The organism is Pseudorhodoferax soli, assembly GCF_003337555.1.
In the GTDB taxonomy this organism is placed as follows: Bacteria; Pseudomonadota; Gammaproteobacteria; order Burkholderiales; family Burkholderiaceae_C; genus Pseudorhodoferax; species Pseudorhodoferax soli.
On sequence record NZ_QPJK01000016.1, the window covers coordinates 76,840 to 96,850 of the forward strand.

At 68.9% G+C, this 20,011-nt stretch carries 18 protein-coding genes; 6 read left to right on the plus strand and 12 right to left on the minus strand.

Annotation, left to right across the window (positions count from 1 at the left end; all coding sequences use genetic code 11):
• Positions 1–73: 73 nt before the first annotated feature.
• Complete coding sequence (locus DES41_RS35775) at positions 74–1,684, plus strand: DUF6600 domain-containing protein (protein ID WP_114472455.1); 1,611 nt, start codon at positions 74–76, stop codon at positions 1,682–1,684.
• On the opposite strand, the gene pmbA is transcribed toward DES41_RS35775, so the two are convergent.
• Positions 1,681–3,051 carry a metalloprotease PmbA gene (gene pmbA, locus DES41_RS35780; protein WP_114472456.1) on the minus strand — a complete coding sequence of 457 codons (1,371 nt, stop codon included), beginning with the start codon at positions 3,049–3,051 and terminating at the stop codon, positions 1,681–1,683. The two genes, DES41_RS35775 and pmbA, sit on opposite strands and share 4 nt — an antisense overlap.
• A gap of 86 nt (positions 3,052–3,137) precedes the next feature.
• Between pmbA and yjgA the strand changes: the two genes are divergently transcribed.
• Positions 3,138–3,779 (plus strand): ribosome biogenesis factor YjgA, encoded by a 642-nt coding sequence (gene yjgA / locus DES41_RS35785; protein ID WP_114472457.1) that lies wholly within the window; start codon positions 3,138–3,140, stop codon positions 3,777–3,779.
• The gene (gene mog / locus DES41_RS35790; RefSeq protein ID WP_114472458.1) at positions 3,760–4,359 is read left to right on the plus strand and encodes a molybdopterin adenylyltransferase; all 600 of its coding nucleotides are present in this window, start codon (positions 3,760–3,762) and stop codon (positions 4,357–4,359) included. Before yjgA ends, mog begins: the two co-directional genes overlap by 20 nt.
• A gap of 7 nt (positions 4,360–4,366) precedes the next feature.
• On the opposite strand, the gene cysE is transcribed toward mog, so the two are convergent.
• Positions 4,367–5,143 carry a serine O-acetyltransferase gene (gene cysE, locus DES41_RS35795; RefSeq protein ID WP_114472459.1) on the minus strand — a complete coding sequence of 259 codons (777 nt, stop codon included), beginning with the start codon at positions 5,141–5,143 and terminating at the stop codon, positions 4,367–4,369.
• A 9-nt stretch (positions 5,144–5,152) separates the two neighbouring features.
• Entirely contained in the window at positions 5,153–5,890 is a 738-nt protein-coding gene (locus DES41_RS35800; protein WP_114472460.1) for an RNA methyltransferase, read from the minus strand.
• A gap of 87 nt (positions 5,891–5,977) precedes the next feature.
• Between DES41_RS35800 and DES41_RS35805 the strand changes: the two genes are divergently transcribed.
• On the plus strand, positions 5,978–6,901 hold the full coding sequence (locus tag DES41_RS35805) for an inositol monophosphatase family protein (RefSeq protein WP_114472461.1): 924 nt from the start codon (positions 5,978–5,980) through the stop codon (positions 6,899–6,901).
• A 14-nt stretch (positions 6,902–6,915) separates the two neighbouring features.
• On the opposite strand, the gene DES41_RS35810 is transcribed toward DES41_RS35805, so the two are convergent.
• From DES41_RS35810 to DES41_RS35830, 5 genes are all read right to left on the minus strand, one after another.
• Positions 6,916–8,022 carry a response regulator gene (locus tag DES41_RS35810; protein WP_114472462.1) on the minus strand — a complete coding sequence of 369 codons (1,107 nt, stop codon included), beginning with the start codon at positions 8,020–8,022 and terminating at the stop codon, positions 6,916–6,918.
• 18 nt (positions 8,023–8,040) lie between these two features.
• A complete protein-coding gene (locus tag DES41_RS35815; protein ID WP_114472463.1) occupies positions 8,041–9,375 on the minus strand; it encodes a glycerate kinase type-2 family protein in 1,335 nt (444 codons plus the stop codon).
• A gap of 40 nt (positions 9,376–9,415) precedes the next feature.
• Positions 9,416–10,378 carry a tripartite tricarboxylate transporter substrate binding protein gene (locus tag DES41_RS35820; RefSeq protein WP_114472464.1) on the minus strand — a complete coding sequence of 321 codons (963 nt, stop codon included), beginning with the start codon at positions 10,376–10,378 and terminating at the stop codon, positions 9,416–9,418.
• Between the two features lie 104 nt (positions 10,379–10,482).
• The gene (locus DES41_RS35825) at positions 10,483–10,986 is read right to left on the minus strand and encodes a DUF1993 domain-containing protein (RefSeq protein ID WP_114472465.1); all 504 of its coding nucleotides are present in this window, start codon (positions 10,984–10,986) and stop codon (positions 10,483–10,485) included.
• A 74-nt stretch (positions 10,987–11,060) separates the two neighbouring features.
• On the minus strand, positions 11,061–12,266 hold the full coding sequence (locus tag DES41_RS35830; RefSeq protein ID WP_114472466.1) for a urate hydroxylase PuuD: 1,206 nt from the start codon (positions 12,264–12,266) through the stop codon (positions 11,061–11,063).
• A gap of 278 nt (positions 12,267–12,544) precedes the next feature.
• Between DES41_RS35830 and DES41_RS35835 the strand changes: the two genes are divergently transcribed.
• Positions 12,545–13,093, plus strand: coding sequence for a hypothetical protein (locus tag DES41_RS35835; RefSeq protein ID WP_114472467.1), 549 nt, complete (start codon positions 12,545–12,547; stop codon positions 13,091–13,093).
• 63 nt (positions 13,094–13,156) lie between these two features.
• Positions 13,157–13,831 (plus strand): GntR family transcriptional regulator, encoded by a 675-nt coding sequence (locus DES41_RS35840; protein ID WP_114472468.1) that lies wholly within the window; start codon positions 13,157–13,159, stop codon positions 13,829–13,831.
• A gap of 68 nt (positions 13,832–13,899) precedes the next feature.
• Here the strand turns inward: DES41_RS35840 and guaD are convergent, their stop codons facing one another.
• Genes guaD through xdhB form a run of 4 tightly spaced genes read right to left on the minus strand, consistent with a single transcriptional unit; the run spans position 13,900 to position 20,008 of the window.
• Positions 13,900–15,204 carry a guanine deaminase gene (gene guaD / locus DES41_RS35845; RefSeq protein WP_114472469.1) on the minus strand — a complete coding sequence of 435 codons (1,305 nt, stop codon included), beginning with the start codon at positions 15,202–15,204 and terminating at the stop codon, positions 13,900–13,902.
• A gap of 5 nt (positions 15,205–15,209) precedes the next feature.
• Positions 15,210–16,511 (minus strand): NCS2 family permease, encoded by a 1,302-nt coding sequence (locus DES41_RS35850; RefSeq protein WP_114472470.1) that lies wholly within the window; start codon positions 16,509–16,511, stop codon positions 15,210–15,212.
• Between the two features lie 39 nt (positions 16,512–16,550).
• Complete coding sequence (locus DES41_RS35855; RefSeq protein WP_114472471.1) at positions 16,551–17,555, minus strand: LysR family transcriptional regulator; 1,005 nt, start codon at positions 17,553–17,555, stop codon at positions 16,551–16,553.
• A gap of 23 nt (positions 17,556–17,578) precedes the next feature.
• Entirely contained in the window at positions 17,579–20,008 is a 2,430-nt protein-coding gene (gene xdhB / locus DES41_RS35860) for a xanthine dehydrogenase molybdopterin binding subunit (protein WP_114472472.1), read from the minus strand.
• Positions 20,009–20,011 lie beyond the last annotated feature (3 nt).

Genomic DNA, 20,011 nt, shown 5'->3' on the forward strand with positions numbered 1-20,011 from the left:
TTTGCACACCCGCAGGCGAACCAAAACGCGACCTCGCGCGTTCTAACGTTCTCAGCTGGAAAGGAGGCCCGCCATGGCCGCAAGGATCTGGAGAAATTGGGCCGCGGCCGCCACGCTGGCATGGGCAACCGCCGTCAGCCTTCCGGCCGGCGCCCAGCAGGAGCCGCCGGGCCGCGCGGCCCGGCTTTCGCAACCCGACGGTGGCGTGCAATGGTCGGGCGCCGATGGCAACTGGCAGGCTGCCGACCCCAATTGGCCGTTCACCGCCGGCGACAGCATCCGCGTGGCTGCGGGCAGTCGCGCAGAACTGCACGCCGGCGCCCACGCCCTGCGCCTGCAAGGCCCCGCCGAATTGGGCATCGACGCGCTCGACGACAACGACCTGCGCCTGACGCTGCGCCAGGGCAGCCTCAACCTGCGCGTGCGCGACATGGCGCCCGACGAGCGCATCGAGGTCAACACCCAGAACCTGGCCATGCTGGTAGACCGGCCCGGTGAATTCCGCGTCGACCTGGAACCCGGCAGCACACGCGTGCTGGCACGTGCCGGCACCGCCACCCTGTTTGGCGAGAACGGCGAATCCGCCACGCTCGCCCCCGCCCAGCAGGCGCGCTACGTGGGCCGCAACCTCAGCGCCATCGCCGCCCAGGGCGCGGGCCCGCGCGATGCGCTGGACCAATGGGCAGCAGACCGCAGCCTGGCCGAAGACCGCTCGCCCAGCGCTCAGCATCTATCGCGCGAAGTGCTGGGCTACCAGGAGCTCGACGCGCACGGCGAATGGAGCAGTACCATGGAGTACGGCACCGTCTGGTACCCGCGCACAACCATCGCAAACTGGGAGCCCTACCGCCACGGCCAATGGCGCTGGGTCGACCCCTGGGGCTGGACCTGGTTCGACGATGCGCGCTGGGGCTTCGCACCCTTCCACTATGGTCGCTGGGTGCAGATCGGCCCCCGTTGGGCCTGGGCGCCCGGCCCGCGCGGGCCGCGGCAGTTCTACGCGCCGGCACTGGTCGGTTTTGCCGGCGCGCCGGCACCGCGACCGCCGAACTTCAACCGGCACCGCACGCCGGGCACGGACTGGTTTCCGCTGGCGCCAGGCCAGCCCTGGCGCCCCGGATTCGGCGGCAATCCGCGCGACCCGGGCCGCGGCAACGTGGGCCTGCCGTTACCAGCGCCCTTGCGCAACACCCAGCGCGAGCGCCCACCGGGACCGAGCATCGCCACGCCAGCGCCCGGCTTCCAGGGCGGGCGCGCCGACCAAGAGCGCCGCGACCGCTGGCAGCGCGACCAGGAGTGGCAGCAGCAACGGCGCCAGCAGCAGCAGCAGCAGGACCAGAACCGCAACGAGATGCACCAGCGCCACAATCAGGTCCGCCAGGAGCAACTGCAGCGCCAGGACCAGATGCAACAGCAGCAACGCGCGCTGCAGGAGCAGCAGATGCGCCAGATGCAGCAACTGCGTCAGCAACAGGACCAGCAACAGCGTCAGTTGCAGGAGCCGCAACGCCAGCAGGAGCGCTTCATGCGTGATCAACGCGACCAGCGCGATCAACGCGATCATTCGGAGCGCCGCGAACAGCGCGAGCAACGCCAGGACCGCCCACAGCCGCCGCGTGCCGCGCCGCCACAAGACCTCCGCCAACCCGGCGAGCGCGGCGGCCGCTTCGGCAACCGCGATTAGCTGCCGGCCACCTTCATGCGCTCGACCAGCACCGAGCCAACCGTCTTGGCGCCGTAGTTGTAGGCATCTGCGCCCAGGGCGACGATGCCCTGGAACATGTCCTTGAGGTTGCCAGCGATGGTGATTTCCTCAACCGGATGGACGATCTGGCCGTTCTCGACCCAGAAGCCGCTGGCGCCACGCGAGTAATCGCCCGTCACGTAGTTCACGCCCTGGCCCATCAGCTCGGTCACGAACAGGCCGCGGCCCAGCTTGCGCAGCATGGCATCGAGGTCGTCGCCGGGCTGGGTCAGGCGTGATTGCAGCACCAGGTTGTGCGAGCCGCCGGCATTGCCGGTGGTGCGCATGCCCAGCTTGCGGGCCGAGTAGGTCGACAGGAAATAGCCCTGCACGCGACCGGCGTCCACGACCTTGCGTGCGGCCACGCGCACGCCCTCTTCGTCGAACGGCGAACTGCCCTTGCCACGCAACACGAACGGATCTTCGAGCAGGTCGATGTGCTCGGGGAACACCGCTTTGCCCAGTGCATCGAGCAGGAAACTGCTGCGCCGGTACAACGCGCCGCCGCTGACCGCCTGCACGAAGCCGCCGACCAGCCCGGCCGCCAACGGCGACTCGAACAGCACAGGGCATTCCAGCGTCTTGATCTTGCGTCCCTTCAGACGCGACAGCGCGCGCTCAGCGGCGTAGCGCCCCACGGCCTCGGGCGAGGCCAGCGCGTCTGCATTGCGCATCGAGCTGTACCAGGCGTCGCGCTGCATCTGTGCGCCGCGGCCCGCGATCGGTGCAACCGAAAGCGAATGGCGCGAACTCGCGTAGCCGCCGCGAAAGCCAGAGCTGTGCCCGGTGAAAAAGTGCGATTGCTGGGCCGAGACGCCTGCGCCCTCGCTGTTGGTGATGCGCTTGTCGGTAGCGAAAGCCGCCGCTTCGCAGCGCAGCGCCAGCGTGGCCGCGCCTTCGGAGTCGATGTCCCAGGGATGGAACAGATCCAGATCGGGCTGCTCGGTCGCCATGTCCTGCGCGTCGGGCAGCCCGGCTGCCGGATCCTCGGCCGTGAAGCGCGCGATGTCGAACGCCGCCTGAACGGTCTGGCGGATCGCCGCGGGTGAGAAATCGGAGGTGCTGGCATTGCCGCGGCGCTTGCCGGCATAGACCGTCACGCCCAGCGATTTGTCGCGGTTGCGCTCCACGTTCTCCAGCTCGCCCTTGCGCACCGAGACCGAGAGGCCGCAGCCCTCGGAGGCCTCGGCCCCCGCATCGGTGGCGCCGATCTTCTTGGCATGGGCCAGGGCCTGCTCCACGAGTTCCTGGAAGAACGTACGGCTGTAGCTGAAGCCGGCCGCGGCTGCTTGGGGAGATGCATTCATGTTGCCGGCTATGATACCGGCCGCACCGGCCTCGCCCGGCCGCCTGGGCATTGTCCAAGCCCTCACCCTTCCCCACCGTTTTCCCGATGTCGCGCAAACCCAAAAAAGGCTATTTCGTGCGGGGCCAGTTCGTCGCCGAAGGCAGCGAACTCGACCTCGAGCTCAAGGCCGAGCTCAAAGGCACGGACGGCGCCAGCCGCACCGACATGAAGCGCGAGAGCGATGCACTGCAGGATCTGGGCGAGGAACTGCTGACCTTGCGCGCCGACCGGCTGGCCCAGCTGGGCCTGCCCGACAAGCTGACCGATGCCCTGGCCGAACTGCGCCGCATCACCAATTTCGAGGGCCGGCGCCGCCAGGCGCAGTTCGTCGGCAAGCTCATGCGCAAGCTCGACGAAGGCGCCGTGGACCAAGCCCGCGCTGCGCTGGCCGAGCAGCGCCGCGGCCCGGCGCGCGAGGCAGCCTTGCTGCACCACGCCGAACAATGGCGCACGCTGCTGCTGGAAGGCGACGATGCCCTGGCGCGCTGGATGACCCAGTACCCCGAAACCGATGCGCAGCAGCTGCGCTCGCTCGTGCGCCAGGCGCGCAAGGATGCCGTGCCCGAGAAGCCGGGGCTGGCGCCGCGCCACGGCCGCGCCTACCGCGACATCTTCCAGCTGCTGCGCGCGCAACTGAACGAGCCCGACGAGCCGACCGAGCCAACCGATGACGACAACGACCTTTGAACTTGCGCGCATCGGCCTGGTCTCCATCAGCGACCGCGCCTCGGCCGGGGTCTACGAAGACAAAGGCTTGCCCGCGCTGCGCGACTGGCTGAGCCGTGCGCTGCGCAACCCGCTCAGCTTCGAGGAGCGCCTGATTCCCGACGAACAGGCCGGCATCAGCGCCACGCTGGTCGAACTCGTCGACGCCGGCTGCAATCTGGTGCTCACCACCGGCGGCACCGGCCCCGCACCGCGCGACGTGACGCCAGAAGCCACGCTGGCCGTGGCCGAGAAGGAGTTGCCGGGCTTTGGCGAACAGATGCGCCAGATCGGCCTGCGCTTCGTGCCCACGTCCATCCTGTCGCGCCAGGTTGCCGTGGTGCGCGGGCGTTGCCTGATCGTGAACCTGCCGGGCCAGCCCAAGGCCATCCAGGAAACGCTGGAGGGCTTGAAGGACGCGCAGGGCGCACAACTGGTGCCCGGCATCTTCGCAGCCGTGCCCTACTGCATCGACCTGATCGGCGGCCCCTATCTGGAATCGAACGACGCCGTCTGCGCCGCCTTCCGTCCCAAGTCGGCACGGCGCCAGCCGGCCGTCTGAGACCGGGCTATTTGCCGATCAGCTGCGCGAGCTTTTCGGCTTCGAAGCACTCGGCGCGCGCCGCATCCTGTGGCACGCAGTCGCCCTGCTTCTGCTGGCGTGACAGCTGCTCGACGGCTTTCCAGAGCAATGTGATCTGGTGGTCCTGTGCGGCCGTGCTGTCGATCAGGCCGCGCATGGCCTGGCTCAGCGGATCGTCCTCGGGCGTGACGCCGTAGGCCGAAAAGCGCGGTGTAGACATCGCGGCATCGCCCGTGTTCTCGCCCTTGGGCATGATGATGCGCGCCGGAATGCCCACGGCCGTGGCGCCGGCCGGCACGGGCTTGATGACCACGGCATTCGAGCCGATCTTGGCGCCATCGCCCACAACGAAGCCGCCCAACACCTTGGCGCCCGCGCTGACCACCACGTCGCGGCCCAGCGTGGGGTGGCGTTTGGTGCCCTTGTAGAGCGAGGTGCCGCCCAGGGTCACGCCCTGGTAGATCGTGCAGCCGTCGCCGATCTCGGCCGTCTCGCCGACCACCACGCCCATGGCATGGTCGAAGAACACGCGCTCGCCCACTTTGGCCCCCGGATGGATCTCGATGCCGGTGAGCCAGCGCGACAGCTGCGAGGTGGCCCGGCCCAACCACTTGAAGCCATGGTTCCAGAACCAGTGCGCGCGCCGGTGCAGGATCAGCGCGTGGATGCCCGGGTAACAGGTCAACACCTCCCAGCCACTGCGCGCAGCGGGGTCGCGCTCGAGGATGCAACGGATGTCTGTGCGCAGGCGGGCGAAAAACATCGGGCGAGTCTAGCGATTTGCCCGTTCCGCTGCTTTCAGCATGGCCTTGGCGACGCCGCGCAGGATGTGGATTTCCTCCTGGCTGGGCTGGGCGCGGTTGAACAGCTGGTTCAGCCGCGGCATGAGCTTCTTGGGCGCCTCAGGATCCAGGTAGTCGAGCGCGACCAGGGCCTCGCGCCAATGCTCCAGCATGCCGTTCAGATGGCGCGCATCGGCTGGCTGGTGCTCGGCCGTGCTGGACTGCACCGCGTAGCCACCCAGCGCCTGGCGCCATTCGTAGGCCACGACCTGGATCGCCGCACCCAGGTTCAGCGAGCCGAAGGACGGATTGGCCGGGATGCTCATGGCGACGTGGCAGCGGTAGACGTCCTCGTTGGCCATGCCGAAGCGCTCGGAGCCGAACAGGAAGGCCACACCGCCGGGCCGCAGCGCATCGGGCGCCAGCAAGGCCTCGAAGTGCGGCCGCGGCGCGCGCGTGGGCGGACCGAAGTCGCGCGGTGTCATGGCCGTGGCGCACAAATGGTCCATGCCGTCCAGCGCCTCGTCCAGCGTTTCGACGATGCGTGCCTTCTCCAGCACATCCAAGGCGCCACTCGCGCGCTGGATGGTTTCCTGGCGCCGCAGCACGTTGGGCCAGCGCGGCGCGACCAGCACCAGGTCGTCGAAACCCATGACCTTCATGGCGCGCGCGGCGGCACCCACGTTGCCGGCATGGCTGGTGCGGATCAGGACAAAACGGGTGCGCATGGCGTAAATGGCTGGAGCATCGGTAAAATCCCGCGATTCTCGCCGGCCTGATCGCAGACCGCCCCGCTTCGCTCCTCTTCACAAACCATGTCGTTCAACCAGCACCCCATGCTCAATGTGGCCGTCAAGGCCGCTCGCGCCGCCGGCGCCATCATCAACCGCGCCGCACTCGACGTCGAGGCCGTGCGGATCTCGCAAAAGCAGGTGAACGACTTCGTGACGGAGGTCGACCAGGCGAGCGAGGCCATCATCATCCAGACGCTGCTGGAGGCCTACCCGGGCCACGGCATCCTGGCCGAGGAATCGGGCTCCGAGCATGGCGCCAAGGATTCCGAGTTCGTCTGGATCATCGATCCGCTGGACGGCACCACCAACTTCATCCACGGCTTCCCGTTCTACTGCGTGAGCATCGCGCTGGCCGTCAAGGGCCGCATCGAGCAGGCCGTGGTCTACGACCCCACGCGCAACGACCTGTTCACGGCCACGCGCGGCCGCGGCGCCTACCTGAACGATCGCCGCCTGCGCGTCTCGCGCCGCGTGCGCCTGGGCGAGTGCCTGATCTCCACGGGCTTCCCGTTCCGCCCGGGCGACAACTTCAAGGAATACATGTCCATGATGGGCGACGTGATGCAGCGCACGGCCGGCATTCGCCGTCCTGGCGCCGCCGCGCTGGACCTGGCCTATGTCGCGGCGGGCTACACCGACGGTTTCTTCGAGAAGGGCCTGTCGCCCTGGGACGCAGCCGCGGGCTCGCTGCTCGTGACCGAGGCCGGCGGCCTGATCGGCAACCTGTCGGGTGAGGCCGATTTCCTGGACCAGAAGGAATGCCTGGCCGCCAACCCCAAGATCTACGGCCTGTTGATCGGCCTGGTGGGCAAGTACAGCAAGTTCGCGACCGCTGGCGAGAAGGCCGGCGTGCGCCAGAAGCTCACGCTGTCGGACAGCGCGCCAGCCGATGACAAGGCCGGCATGACGGACGGCGAAGCCGCCGACGACAAGGGCGAAGCCTAAGCCCCGCCCTGCCGTCAGTTGTCGTCGCGGTGCGTGGCGGCGATCTGGCGGAAATCCTCGGCCACGGCCAGGAAGGCGTCGACCACGTCCGGGTCGAAGTGCTTGCCGCGGCCTTCGACCACGATGCGCACCGCCTCCTCGTGCGGGAAGGCCGGCTTGTAGACGCGCTTGCTGATCAGCGCGTCGTACACGTCGGCCAGCGCCATGAGCCGGGCCGACAGCGGGATCGCTTCGCCCGCCAGCGCCTGCGGGTAGCCCGAGCCGTCCCACTTCTCCTGGTGCGACAGCGCGATCTCCTTGGCCAGCGAGAGGAAGTCCACCTTCATGCCCAGGCGCTGCTCGGCCTCCGAGATCGCAGCATGGCCCAGCGTGGTGTGGGTCTTCATGACCTCGAACTCCTCGGGCGTGAGCTTGCCCGGCTTGAGCAGGATCTCGTCCGGGATGCCGACCTTGCCGATGTCGTGCAGCGGCGCGGACTTGTACAGCAGCTCGATGGTGCGCTCGGTCAGGTCGCCCGAGAAGCGCGGGTGGTCCTTCAGTTGCTCGGCCAGCCGGCGCACGTACAGCTGGGTGCGCCGGATGTGCGCGCCGGTCTCGTTGTCGCGCGTTTCCGCCAGCGAGGCCATGGCCATGATGGTTACGTCCTGGATGGCCTGCACCTCGGCCGTGCGCTTGGCCACCTCGGCCTGCAGGTAGGCGCTCTTGTCGCGCAGGAAGTCCGCGTGCGCCTTCAGCGTCAGGTGGGCATGCACGCGCGCCAGCACGATGGGCGGACTGATGGGCTTGGTGATGTAGTCGGCCGCGCCGAGCTCCAGCCCGCGGGTCTCGTCCTCCACCTCTGAACGCGCGGTCAGGAAGATCACCGGGATGTCGCGCGTGCGTGGCTCGGCCTTGAGCCGCGCGCAGACCTCGTAGCCGTCGATGTCCGGCATCATGATGTCCAACAGGATCAGGTCGGGCGGCGGGTCGGAGTTGGCGATGCGCAGGCCGCGCTCGCCATGGTTGGCCACCTTGACCTTGTACAGATCCTTGAGCAGCGCGCTCATGAGCGACAGGTTGTCCGGCGTGTCGTCCACCACCAGCACGGTGGGCTTGGTCAGCCCGGGAGAAGCAGCATCCATGGGTCGTCCAGCAAGCGCCTACAGAACCAGCAAGGCGCGGAAGTCGTTGACATTGGTGTGCGTGGGCCCGGTCACGACCAGGTCGCCCAGCGCGTCGAAGTAGCCGTAGGCGTCGTTGCGGTCCAGGTGGGCCGCCACCTTGAGGCCGGCGGCCTCGGCCCGCGCCAAGGTGTCGGGCTGCACGCTGGCGCCAGCGTTATCCTCCACGCCGTCGATGCCGTCGGTATCGGCGGCCAGCGCGTACACGCCGGCCTGGCCTTGCAGGGCCTGGGCCAGGCCCAGGCAGAACTCGCCGGCGCGCCCGCCCCGGCCGCGCGGCGTGCCCTCGGGCTGGCGCCGCACCGTGACGGTGGTCTCCCCGCCCGACAGGATCACGCAGGGCCGCGCAAAAGGCTGGCCACGCTGGGCCACGGCGCGCGCAAGCGCCGCATGCACCTTGCCGACCTCGCGCGACTCGCCCTCGATCTCGTCGGACAGGATGTGCGGCGTGATGCCGGCCGCACGTGCGGCGGCCGCCGCGGCCTCCAGCGACTGCTGCGGCGTGGCGATCATGCGCACGGCGTGGCCTTCGAAGCGCGCGTCGCCGGGTTTGGGGGTTTCGAGTGCACCGGAGCGCAACGCCGCGTCGATCGCCGCAGGCACAGCGATGCCGTAGCGCGCGAGGATGGCGAGCGCCTCTGCGCAGGTCGTCGTGTCGGGCACGGTCGGGCCGCTGCCGATCACCGAAGGGTCGTCGCCCGGCACGTCGCTGATGGTCAACGTGAGCACTTGCGCCGGCGCGCAGGCCGCAGCCAGCCGGCCGCCCTTGATGCGCGAAAGGTGCTTGCGCACGCAGTTCATCTCGTGGATGCCGGCGCCCGAGGCCAGCAGTTCGCGGTTGATGCGCTGCTTGTCTTCCAGCACCAGCCCGTCGGCCGGCAGGGTCAGCAGCGCAGAGGCACCGCCCGACATCAGGCACAGCACGAGGTCGTCCGCCGTGAGGCCTTCGGTCAACGCCAGCATGCGCTGCGCGGCCGCCAGGCCAGCCGCATCCGGCACGGGATGCGCGGCCTCCACGACCTCGATGCGTTGGGCGAGGCCTGCGGGCCGCGGCGGAACATGGTGGTAACGCGTGACGACCAGGCCTTCCAGGGGGGCGTCGGCCGGCCACAGCGCTTCCAGGGCCTGCGCCATGGCGCCGCCGGCCTTGCCGGCGCCCAGCACCAGCGTGCGGCCGCGCGGCGGCGCGGGCAGGTGCGCAGCCATGTTGTGCAACGGCAAGGCGCGCTCCACCGCGGCGCGGTACAGGTGCAGCAGGAAGTCGCGCGGGGCCTGCGCAGGATCGGGGGCGGTGGTGGCGGTGGTGGCGGTCATGGGCTGGGGTCTCCGCCGCGCATTGTGCCGCCCCGGCCGGCTACTTCCTGCCCAGGCCCAGCCGCTGTGCGCTTTCGGTGTAGAGCCGCGTCTTGTCCTGCATGAAAGAGGGCATCTGCTCGCTGCCGACCTGCACCAGCTCCAGGCCGTTGCGGGCCGCCAGCTCTTTCATCTCCGGGTCCTGGTTGATGGCGGCCCACAGATCCGCGAGCCGCTTGCGCGCCTCCGGCGGGGTGGACTTGGGCACGCCGATGCCGCGGTAGGCGCCGTCGACCCAGTCCACGCCCAGTTCACGGAAGGTCGGCACATCGGGCAGCAGCGGATGGCGCTGCTCCATCGCCACGGCCAGGCCGCGCACCTTGCCCTTGTTGTTGATGGTCCAGGCGGTGTAGGTCATGGCACCGCCGATCTGCGCACCGAGCAGCGCGACCGACATGTCGCCCGTGCCCTTGTAGGGGATGTAGGTGGTCTTCACCCCGAAGGCCGCGTTCATGCGTTCGTGCGCCGCATGGTTGGCCGAATTCAGCCCCGAGCCGCCCAGGCTCAGCTTGCCGGGATCGGCCTTGGCCGCCTGCACGAACTCGGCGAAGGTCTTGATCGGGCTCTGCTCGGGCACGACCAGGATGTCGGGCGTGTAGTGGAACCAGAACACCGGCGTGATGTCGTCGGTCTTGTACTGCACCTGCCCCTCCAGAGGCTGGAACACGATGTGCGGCAGGTTGATGCCCACGATGTTGAGGCCGTCGCCAGGCATCTGGTTCATCTGGCCCCAGAGCAGGCCGCCCCCGGCGCCCGGCTTGTACTGCACGATGGTGTCGATGGCCGGGCAGCGCTTCTTGAGCACGACCTGCTGGTGCCGTGCCGCCAGGTCGGTCTCACCGCCAGGCGGGAAAGCCAACCAATACAGCAGGTTCTTCTCCGGACAGCCGGGACCCTGTGCCAGGGCGGCGGATGCGGCGAGGGCGCAGGCCAGGGCGGCCGCGCATTTCCAGCGTGCAAGCATGTCGTGTCTCCTTTGTGGTGGTGGGTCGACCGACGATGGTCGGCGCCCACTCTAGCCTCGGGACGCTGCGCGCCGCAGTGGCAACAACCCGGCCTGCGCCGGATTCAGGAGCCCAGGAAGTCCCGCTTGCCGATCGCCACGCCCTGGTGGCGCAGGATCGCGTAGGCCGTGGTCACGTGGAAGAAGAAGTTGGGCAGCACGAAGCCCAGCAGGTAGGGCTGGCCTTCGAACGGCATCTCACGCCCGCCGACCTTGAGAACGATGGACTTGCCCTCGCTGCCATCGAACTGGGCGGGCTGCACCGTGGCCAGGAACTCCAGCGTGCCGGCGATGCGCGCCTGCAGCTCCTCGAACGTGGCCTCGTTGTCCTCGAAGCGCGGCGGCGTGATGCCGGCAAGCCGTGCGGCACCGAACTTGGCCGCATCGCTGGCGCCTTGCACCTGGCCGGCCAGCGTGTACATGTCGGGTGCCAGCCGCGCCTGCACCAGCGTGGCCGGTTCCAGGCCCTGGGCCTGCACATGGGCCAGGCCCTTGTGCAGCAGTTGCGACAGCACGCCGAGTTGGCGCTGGAACACGGGCACCGAGGCCTGGTACATGGAAAGGGGCATGGGACGTCTCGCTCCTGGCGAACAGGAAAATGGGAGCGTGACCATACGCCAAAGCCCGCCGCCGTGCTGGCGGCTCAGTTCGTCTTGGCGCCTTCCTGGAACCAGCGGCCGATCAAGGCGCGGTCGGCTTCGGTCATGCCGGTGGCGTTGCCCATGGGCATGATCTTGGTCACCGTCACCTGCTGGTAGATCGCCTGGGCGTGCTGCGCAATGCCCGCCGTCGAATCGAGCCGCACGTTCTTCATCTGCACCTGGGCGCCGTGGCAGGCCAGGCAGTGCTGCTGCACCAGCTGCTGCACCTGCGCAAGGCCCACGGCCGGCGTGGCAGCCGAAGCGTCGACCGGCGCTGCCGGTTGCGGCTTGAGCAACACGATGACGCCGACCAGGATGGCCACGCCGACCAGCGCGTACGGCAGCGGGTGCGAGGCCCGGCCCAGCTTCCAGTGGTGGCGCACGACGAAGAACTGACGGATCAGCGCGCCGCCCAGCATGATCGCCACCAGCACCATCCAGTTCTGCGGATGCGTGTAGGTGAAGCTGTAGTGCCCGCTCAGCATCGCGAACAGCACCGGCAGCGTGAAGTAGGTGTTGTGCACGCTGCGCTGCTTGCCGCGGATGCCGTGGATCGGGTCGACCGGCAGGCCGGCACGCAGGTTGGCGACGTTCTTGCGCTGGCCGGGGATGATCCAGAAGAACACGTTGGCGCTCATCGTGGTGGCCAGCATGGCGCCGACCAGCAGGAAGGCGGCGCGGCCGGCGAACCAATGACAGGCCAGCCAGGCCGCGAAGCAGATGAACACGAACAGCAGGAAGCCGACGATGCCATCACCGTTCTTGCGCTTGCCGAACACCTGGCAGATGGTGTCGTAGACCATCCAGAACACCACGAAGAAGGCCAGCGCCACGCCGATGGCAGCGCCTGGGGACCAGTCCATCTTGGACTTGTCGATCAGGTAGGTGCTGGCGTTCCAGAGGTAGGAGACAGAGAACAGCGCGAAGCCGCTGAGCCAGGTGGAGTAGCTCTCCCAGTACGACCAGTGCAGGTGGTCGGGCAGCTTCTTCGGCGAGACGGTGTACTTCTGCGCGTTGTAGAAGCCGCCGCCGTGCACGGCCCATTGCTCGCCGCCGACGCCCTTGTCCAGCGATTCCTGGTCCTTGGGTTTTTCGAGGCTGCTGTCCAGCATCACGAAGTAGAACGATGCGCCGATCCAGGCGATCGCGGTGATGACGTGCAGCCAACGCAGCAGCAGGTTGGCCCAGTCCAGGTAGTAGCTTTCCATCTCAAACCTCGGGGTGCGCGATGGCACCGTGGGGAAAGCTGCTCACCACTGCGGGCGCTCTGAGCAAGCGGGGGGCCGCGCTGAGGTGTCCGTGAACCGGGCACCGCGCCGCTGCGACCGGGCGGGATTTTAGGCAAAAAGATTCGAACATGTCATCGCTTTCTTGTGGTTGTGGTCGCGTGGCCACGCGCCCGGAAAAAACGGCCGTGGACCGCCGCGACGGCGCAGGGCGGCCCCTTCGGTAGACTGCGCCGCTGTTTCCAGCTTTGCGAGCATCCATGCCCTTGTCCACCCTGCAGCGCCGTTTGTGGACGAGCGCCCTCGTCGGCGGTTCGGCCGCCCTGTTGATCGGCTGTGCGCCGCTGGGCCAGCCGCCGGCCGCATCGCCGTCGCCGGCCGCGCAACCGGGCGCGCCCGATGGCGGCGGCCGCCCTGGCCCGCAGGGCAGTGCGCCCGGCCCTGCCAGCCGGCCGGCCGCACCACGCGTGTCCAACGCCGGCACACCGCGCGACTACCGTCAGGACGCTGCCACACACCTGTACGCTGCCAATGCCGAGCGCATCTATGCCGGCCGGTTGCCACCCAACCTGTACGCCATCGGCGTGCTGGAGGTCGAACTGGACCGCCAAGGCCAGGTGCAACGCCTGCACTGGATGCGCGCGCCCAGCCATGCGCCCGAGGTGGTGCGCGAGATCGAGCGCACCGTGCGCGCCGCCGCACCCTTCCCCCAGCCGGCCCGGCTGGGCCGCGTGCGCTATGTGGACACCTGGCTGTGGCACCGCAGCGGCCGCTTCCAGCTCGACACCTTGTCGGAAGGCCAGGACTGACGACGGCGCGCTTACAAATGAAACATTCGTGTATACGAATACGAATGCAGCTATGATGGTGCAATGGACAATACCGGCACCAACACCACAACCATCGTCGACGCGCTCACCAAGGCCATCGTCGAACACCGACTGCATCCCGGCACCAAGCTGGCGGAGCAGAAGCTCGCGGACCACTTCGGCGTCTCGCGCACGCTGGTGCGCCAGGCGCTGTTCCAGCTGTCGCAGAACCGGCTGATCCGGCTCGAGCCCGCGCGCGGTGCCTTCGTCGCCGCGCCCTCGGTGAACGAGGCGCGCCAAGTCTTCGCGGTGCGGCGCATGCTGGAGGCCGAGATGACGCGCGCATTCGTGCGCGAGGCCACACCGTCGCGCATCAAGTCGCTGCGCGAGCACCTGGGGCGGCAGAAGGCCGTGATCAAGGAAAGCAAGGACGCCGCGCAGCGCATCGAATTGGCCGGCGACTTCCATTTGCAGATGGCCCGCCTGCTCGACAACGAAGTGCTGGTGCAGATGATGGTGGAGCTGCTGTCGCGCTGCTCGCTGATCACGCTGATGTACCAGAAGGACACCGGCCCGGAGTTCGCCGACGATGAGCACGACGCACTGCTCGATGCGATTTCCGAACGCGCCGAGGAGCGCGCCGTGCAGCTCATGGAGCAGCACCTGCAGCGCCTGGAATCCTCGCTGACCTTCGACCGCAAGATCCCCAGCAACGACATCTCGATGGCGCTGGCCTGAGCGCTGGGCGGGCCACGCCCGCCGCCGCCTGCCATGCCGCAGCCACCGGTCTTCGCGCATGGCGTCTTTCAGGCGGGCGTGGCAGCGCCCGCCGTGACCACCTGCTCCACCAGGCGGTCGTCGCCCAGCACGATCAGCGCGAACAACAACTCCTCCAGGTTGTCTGCCAGCGCCGTCTTGCGCGCCAGCAGCGGTGTGGCTGCCGGGTTGAGCACGAGGAAATCGGCCTCGGTGCCGGCCTGCAGCGTGCCCACCACGCCCTGCAGCCCCAGGGCCTGCGCCGCGCCGCCGGTGTGGTTCCACCACAGGCGCGAAGGCGCCAGGCTCAGGCCCGGCTTGGTCTGGCCCTCGCGTCCCACGTAGTAGGCCGCCAGCATGGTGTGGAAGGGGCTGAAGCTCGTGCCCCCTCCCACGTCGCTGGCCAGGCCATGGCGCATGCCGACACGGTCCGCCCCTTCATAGTCGAAGAACCCGCTGCCCAGGAACAGGTTGCTGGTCGGGCTCACGGCCGCGGCTGTCCCGGTTTCGCGCATCAGCGCGCGGTCGGCATCGTCGAAATGGATGCAGTGCGCATAGACCGCACGTTCGCGCATCAGGCCGAAGCCGGTGTAGACATCCAGGTAGGAACGCGCCTCGGGAAACAGCTCGCGCGCCCAGCGCACCTCGTCCTTGTTTTCCGCCACGTGCGAGTGGATCCAGGTGTCCGGGTATTTGGCAGCGAGTTCGCCCGCGCCGCGCAGCTGCGCGTCGGTGCTGGTCGGCGCGAAGCGCGGCGTGATCGCATAGCCCAGCCGCCCCTTGTTGTGCCACTTGCGAATCAGCGCCTCGGTGTCGATGAGGCTTTGCTCGGTCTCGTCGCGCACGCCGTCGGGTGAGTGCCGGTCTTGCAGCACCTTGCCGCCCATCATGCGCAGGCCGCGCCGCTGCGCCTCGCCGAAGAACGCGTCGACGGAAGCGGGATGCGAGGTGCAGAAGGTCAGCGCCGTGGTCACGCCGTTGCGCTGCAGTTCGTCGAAGAAGAAGCCCGCGACGTCGGCAGCATGCGCGGCGTCGGCGAACCGTGTCTCGGCCGGGAAGGTGTAGTTCTCCAGCCAGGGCAGCAGCCCCTCGGCCGGCGCGCCGATGATGTCGGTCTGCGGGAAGTGCACGTGCATGTCCAGGAAACCCGGGGCGATGATGCGGTCGGGCCAGTAGGTGACCGGCACCTGCGCGTGGCGTGCGGCAAGGTCGCGGTAGGGGCCGGCCTCGCGGACGCGCTGCACGCCGTCGGCGTCGGTGCCGACCACCAGCAGGCCATCCTCCTCGAACAGGGCCTCGCCCTGGGGCGAGAAACGCAGCAGGCGCGCGCGGTAGGCTTTCGTGGACGCAGTCATGTGGCTCAGTGGCCTCCGATGTAGATGAACTTGAACAGGAACACGCCGCCGATGACCCAGACCATCCAGTGCACTTCGCGCATCTTGCCGGTGAACAGCTTGAGCGCCGCATACGTGATGAAGCCGAAGGCCAGGCCGTTGGCGATGGAATAGGTGAAGGGCATGGTCAGCGCCGTCACGGCGGCCGGGATCACCTCGGTGGTGTCGTCCCAGTCGAGTTCGGTGAGTTCGCGCAGCATCAGGCAGGCGACGAAGAACAGCGCCGGCGCGGTTGCATAGGCCGGCACCACACCGGCCAGCGGCGCGATGAACAGGCAGGCCAGGAACAGCACGGCCACGGTCACCGCCGTGAGGCCGGTGCGGCCGCCGGCCTGCACACCGGCAGCGCTCTCCACGTAGGCCGTGGTGCTGGAGGTGCCCAGCAGCGAGCCCGCGAAGATGGCGCCGCTGTCGGCCAGCAGCGACTTGTTGAGGCGGTCCATCTTGCCCGGCACCAGCAGGCCGGCGCGCTTGGCCACGCCCATCAGCGTGCCGGTGGCGTCGAACAGCTCGACCAGGAAAAACACCATGACGACGTTGAGCAGGCCACCCGTCAGCGCACCCTTGATGTCCAGCTGCAGGAAGGTCGGCGCGATCGAAGGCGGTGCCGAGAAGACGCCGCGGAACTGGTTGCCGCCGAAGAAGAACGAGGCGACGGTCACGGCCACGATGCCGATCAGGATGGCCCCCGGCACCTTGAGCTTGTCCAGCACCACGATCAGCACGAAGCCCAGAACGGCCAGCACCACGGGCGCCGTGTGCAGGTCGCCCAGCGTCACGAAGGTGGCCGGCGAAGCCGCCACGATGCCCGCGCTCTTGAGTGCGATCAACGCCAGGAACAGGCCGATGCCCACCGTGATGGCGTAGCGCAGCGACAGCGGGATGCCGCGGATGATGAGCCCGCGCAGCCGGAACAGCGTGACCAGCAGGAACAGGCAACCCGAGACGAACACCGCGCCCAGCGCGGCCTGCCAGGTGAAGCCCATCTTGAGCACCACCACATAGGCGAAGTAGGCGTTCAGCCCCATGCCGGGCGCCAGGGCGATCGGATAGTTGGCGTAAAGGCCCATGATGGTCGTGCCCAGCGCCGCGATCAGGCAGGTGGCGACGAACACGGCGTCCTTGGGCATGCCGGCGTCGCCCAGGATCGAGGGGTTGACGAAGATGATGTAGGCCATCGTCAGGAAGGTGGTGAGCCCGGCCATCAGCTCGGTGCGCACCGTGGTCTCGTGTTCTTTCAGCTTGAACACGCGTTCTGTCCAGTTCATGGGGTCTCCGTCCGTTTGGAAATGTTGTGTTTGGGAAATTCAGCGGTCCGCGGACGTGCGCAGCGCGGCGGCCACATCCTTGGTGCGCGCACGCAGCCAGCGCGCGGCGATCGAACTGTGGCTGCGCGCATGCCAGAGCTGGTAGTACATCAGTCGCGGCAGCGCGGCCGGGCAGTCGAGGATGGCCAGCGGCAGCCGTGCGGCGGCGCGCTCGCAGTACTGGCGGCCGGTGGTCAGCACCAGCAGGCTGTTGGCCACCATGTCGGGGATCAGGCCGAAGTAGGCGCAGCGCGCCACCACGTTGCGCCGCTGTCCCTGGCGGTCCAGCATCTGGTCGATGATGCCGCGCGCGCCGGGGTGCGTCGGCATGGGCGCGATGTGCTCGGCTGCCAGCCAGGTGTCCAGGTCCCAGCCGCGGCGCACGGCCGGGTGGTCGCGGCTCACCATGGACACCACCTCGTCGCCGAACAGCCGCGCCATGTGCAAGTCCTCCGGCGGCTCCATCCAGTTGCCGATCACCAGGTCGACATGGCCTTGCGCGAGATGGGCCTGGTAGTCGGAATCGGGCGACAGCGGGTGGATCTCGATGTGCACGCCAGGCGCCTGGCGCTTGATGTCGGCCACCAGCGTGGGCAGGAACAACGGGTCCAGGTAGTCGCTGGCGGCGATGCGGAAGGTGTCGGTCGCGGTCTGCGGATCGAAGCTGCGCGCGTCGGCGAACAGCATCTCGGCCGCCCGCAGGATGCTGGCCGCCGGCTCCACCATCCGCAGTGCGGCATCGGTGGGCACCATGCGCCCACCGGTGCGCACCAGCAGCGGGTCGCCGGACAGCACGCGCAGCCGCTTGAGCGCGGCCGATACCGCCGGCTGGTGCATGCCCAGCCGGATCGCCGCGCGCGACACGCTGCGCTCGGTCAGCACCACATGCAGCACCCGGATCAGGTGCAGGTCGATGCGGTCGAACAGTGCCTGGCCGGACGCTGCCGCACTCTTGGCGGCAACGCCGGGTGCGGCAGTCCTCTGGATCGGAACGACGTTGGCCATGGCCGGCTCCGGTGGGTCACGCGTCAGCCGGCCTGCACGGCGCCGAGCGCACGCAGGATGGATTCGCCCGTGGCGGGCGCCGTCAATGGCGGGTCGGTGCGGTGGCCACCGGCGGCCGACACCGCATCGCGGATCGCGAAGAACACCGAGAACGGCAGCAGCAGCGGCGGCTCGCCAACAGCCTTGCTGCGGTGGATGGAATCCTCCACGTTCGCGCGGTCGAACAGCCGCACGTTGAACACCGGCGGGCAGTCGTTGGCCGTCGGGATCTTGTAGGTGCTGGGCGCATGCGTCGTCAGCTTGCCGCTCTCCGGGTGCCAGACAAGCTCTTCGGTGGTGAGCCAGCCCATGCCCTGGATGAAGGCGCCCTCGACCTGGCCGATGTCCACGGCGGGGTTCAGCGACTTGCCGGCGTCGTGCAGGATGTCCGCGCGCAGCAGCTTCCATTCGCCCGTGAGCGTGTCGATGACGACCTCGGCCACGGCCGCGCCATAGGCGAAGTAGTAGAACGGCCGGCCGGTCATGGTCTCGCGGTCCCAGGACAGCCCCGGCGTGGCGTAGAAGCCGTCCGACCACAGCTGCACGCGGTCCAGGTAGGCCTCGCCCACCACCACGTCGAAGCCGAGTTCGCGGCCGTTGACGAAGACCTTGTCGTTGGCAAAGCGCACCTGCTCGGGCGTGCCGCCATGGCGCGCCGCGGCGCAGGCCGCCAGCCGCTCGCGGATCTGGCGCGCTGCGTCCTGCGCGGCCTTGCCGTTCAGGTCGGCGCCGGTCGATGCGGCCGTGGCCGAGGTGTTGGCCACCTTGGTCGTGTCGGTCGCCGTGGCGCGCACGCGCTCGAAGGCCACGCCCAGTTCGTGCGCGACGACCTGGCAGACCTTGGTGTTCAGGCCCTGGCCCATTTCGGTGCCGCCATGGTTCACGAGGATGGAGCCATCGGTGTAGACATGGACCAGCGCGCCGGCCTGGTTGAAGCGCTTGACGTTGAAGCTGATGCCGAACTTGAGCGGCGTGAGCGCCAGCCCGCGCTTGAGCACCGGGCTCGTGGCGTTGAAGGCCGCCACGGCGGCGCGGCGCGCGGCGTAGTCGCTGCTGGCCTCCAGTTCGCCGACCAGGGGCTCCAGGATGTTGTCCTGCACGGTCTGCTGGTAGGGCGTGACGTTGCGCTCGCCGATGCCGTAGAAGTTGGCGCGGCGCACGGCCAGCGGATCGCGGCCGAGCCGGCGCGCGATGCTGTCCAGGATGTTCTCGATGGCGATGGCGCCCTGCGGCCCGCCGAAGCCGCGGAAGGCGGTGTTGCTCTGCGTGTTGGTGCGGCCCGAGTAGCCGTGCATGGCCACCTCGGGCAGCCAGTAGGCGTTGTCGAAGTGGCACAGCGCGCGCGTCATCACCGGCGCCGACAGGTCGGCCGAATGGCCGGCGCGCGAGACCATGCTGATCTCCGCGCCGAGGATGCGCCCCTCGTCGTCGTAGCCGATGTCGTACTCGTACCAGAAGCAATGGCGCCGGCCCGTGACCATGAAGTCGTCGTCGCGGTCCAGCCGCAGCTTGACGGGCTTGCGCAGCGCGCGCGCCGCCACCGCCGCGACACAGGCGAACAGGCCGGACTGCGACTCCTTGCCGCCGAAGCCGCCGCCCATGCGCCGGCACTCCACGTGCACGGCATGGGCCGGCAGGTGCAGCGCATGCGCCACCAGGTGCTGCATCTCGCTCGGGTGCTGCGTGGAGCAGTGCACGTGCACGGCGCCGCCCTCCTTCGGGATGGCGTAGCTGATCTGCCCTTCCAGGTAGAACTGCTCCTGGCCGCCCACGTCCAGGCTGTCGGTCAGGCGGTGCGGCGCGGCGGCGATGGCCGCGCGGATGCCCTCGGCATCGCGGCCGCTCGTGCTGCGTACCAGGTGCATGGGCGGCACCACGTAGTGGCCGCCGGCATGGGCGTCGCGCGGCGTCAGCACCGGCTTGGCCGGCTCGACCTGCAGCACCTTCTTGGCCAGCGCGGCGGCGCGGCGCGCGGCGTCGCGCGTGCTGGCGATCACGGCGAACACGGGCTGGCCCAGGTAGCGGATCTCGCCATCGCACAGGATGGGGTCGTCGTGCACGATGGAGCCGCAGTCGTTCGTGCCCGGGATGTCGGCCGCCACCAGCACACGCACCACACCCGGCATGGCCTGCACGGCCGCCAGGTCAATGCCCAGCAGCCGGCCGGCCGCCACGGGCGACAGGCCCAGCGCGCAGTGCAGGGTGCCGGCCAGTTCGGGGATGTCGTCGATGTAGGTGGCCGCACCCGCCACGTGCAGCGCGGCCGATTCGTGCGCGCGGCTGATGCCCACGCGTGCGCCGGCGTCGTGGGCGCGCGCCTCGGCTTCGGCATCGACGCGCGCGGCGGTGTTGTCCTGGTAGCTGGCGAAGGCCGTGGCCGCCTCCAGCAGATGCTCGGCAATGGGTTTGTTCATCGT

Coding starts and splice junctions, on each gene's coding strand:
- DES41_RS35775 (WP_114472455.1), top strand. CDS start 74: ATGGCCGCAAGGATCTGGAGAAATTGGGCCGCGGCCGCCACGCTGGCA.
- pmbA (WP_114472456.1), bottom strand. CDS start 3,051: ATGAATGCATCTCCCCAAGCAGCCGCGGCCGGCTTCAGCTACAGCCGT.
- yjgA (WP_114472457.1), top strand. CDS start 3,138: ATGTCGCGCAAACCCAAAAAAGGCTATTTCGTGCGGGGCCAGTTCGTC.
- mog (WP_114472458.1), top strand. CDS start 3,760: ATGACGACAACGACCTTTGAACTTGCGCGCATCGGCCTGGTCTCCATC.
- cysE (WP_114472459.1), bottom strand. CDS start 5,143: ATGTTTTTCGCCCGCCTGCGCACAGACATCCGTTGCATCCTCGAGCGC.
- DES41_RS35800 (WP_114472460.1), bottom strand. CDS start 5,890: ATGCGCACCCGTTTTGTCCTGATCCGCACCAGCCATGCCGGCAACGTG.
- DES41_RS35805 (WP_114472461.1), top strand. CDS start 5,978: ATGTCGTTCAACCAGCACCCCATGCTCAATGTGGCCGTCAAGGCCGCT.
- DES41_RS35810 (WP_114472462.1), bottom strand. CDS start 8,022: ATGGATGCTGCTTCTCCCGGGCTGACCAAGCCCACCGTGCTGGTGGTG.
- DES41_RS35815 (WP_114472463.1), bottom strand. CDS start 9,375: ATGACCGCCACCACCGCCACCACCGCCCCCGATCCTGCGCAGGCCCCG.
- DES41_RS35820 (WP_114472464.1), bottom strand. CDS start 10,378: ATGCTTGCACGCTGGAAATGCGCGGCCGCCCTGGCCTGCGCCCTCGCC.
- DES41_RS35825 (WP_114472465.1), bottom strand. CDS start 10,986: ATGCCCCTTTCCATGTACCAGGCCTCGGTGCCCGTGTTCCAGCGCCAA.
- DES41_RS35830 (WP_114472466.1), bottom strand. CDS start 12,266: ATGGAAAGCTACTACCTGGACTGGGCCAACCTGCTGCTGCGTTGGCTG.
- DES41_RS35835 (WP_114472467.1), top strand. CDS start 12,545: ATGCCCTTGTCCACCCTGCAGCGCCGTTTGTGGACGAGCGCCCTCGTC.
- DES41_RS35840 (WP_114472468.1), top strand. CDS start 13,157: ATGGACAATACCGGCACCAACACCACAACCATCGTCGACGCGCTCACC.
- guaD (WP_114472469.1), bottom strand. CDS start 15,204: ATGACTGCGTCCACGAAAGCCTACCGCGCGCGCCTGCTGCGTTTCTCG.
- DES41_RS35850 (WP_114472470.1), bottom strand. CDS start 16,511: ATGAACTGGACAGAACGCGTGTTCAAGCTGAAAGAACACGAGACCACG.
- DES41_RS35855 (WP_114472471.1), bottom strand. CDS start 17,555: ATGGCCAACGTCGTTCCGATCCAGAGGACTGCCGCACCCGGCGTTGCC.
- xdhB (WP_114472472.1), bottom strand. CDS start 20,008: ATGAACAAACCCATTGCCGAGCATCTGCTGGAGGCGGCCACGGCCTTC.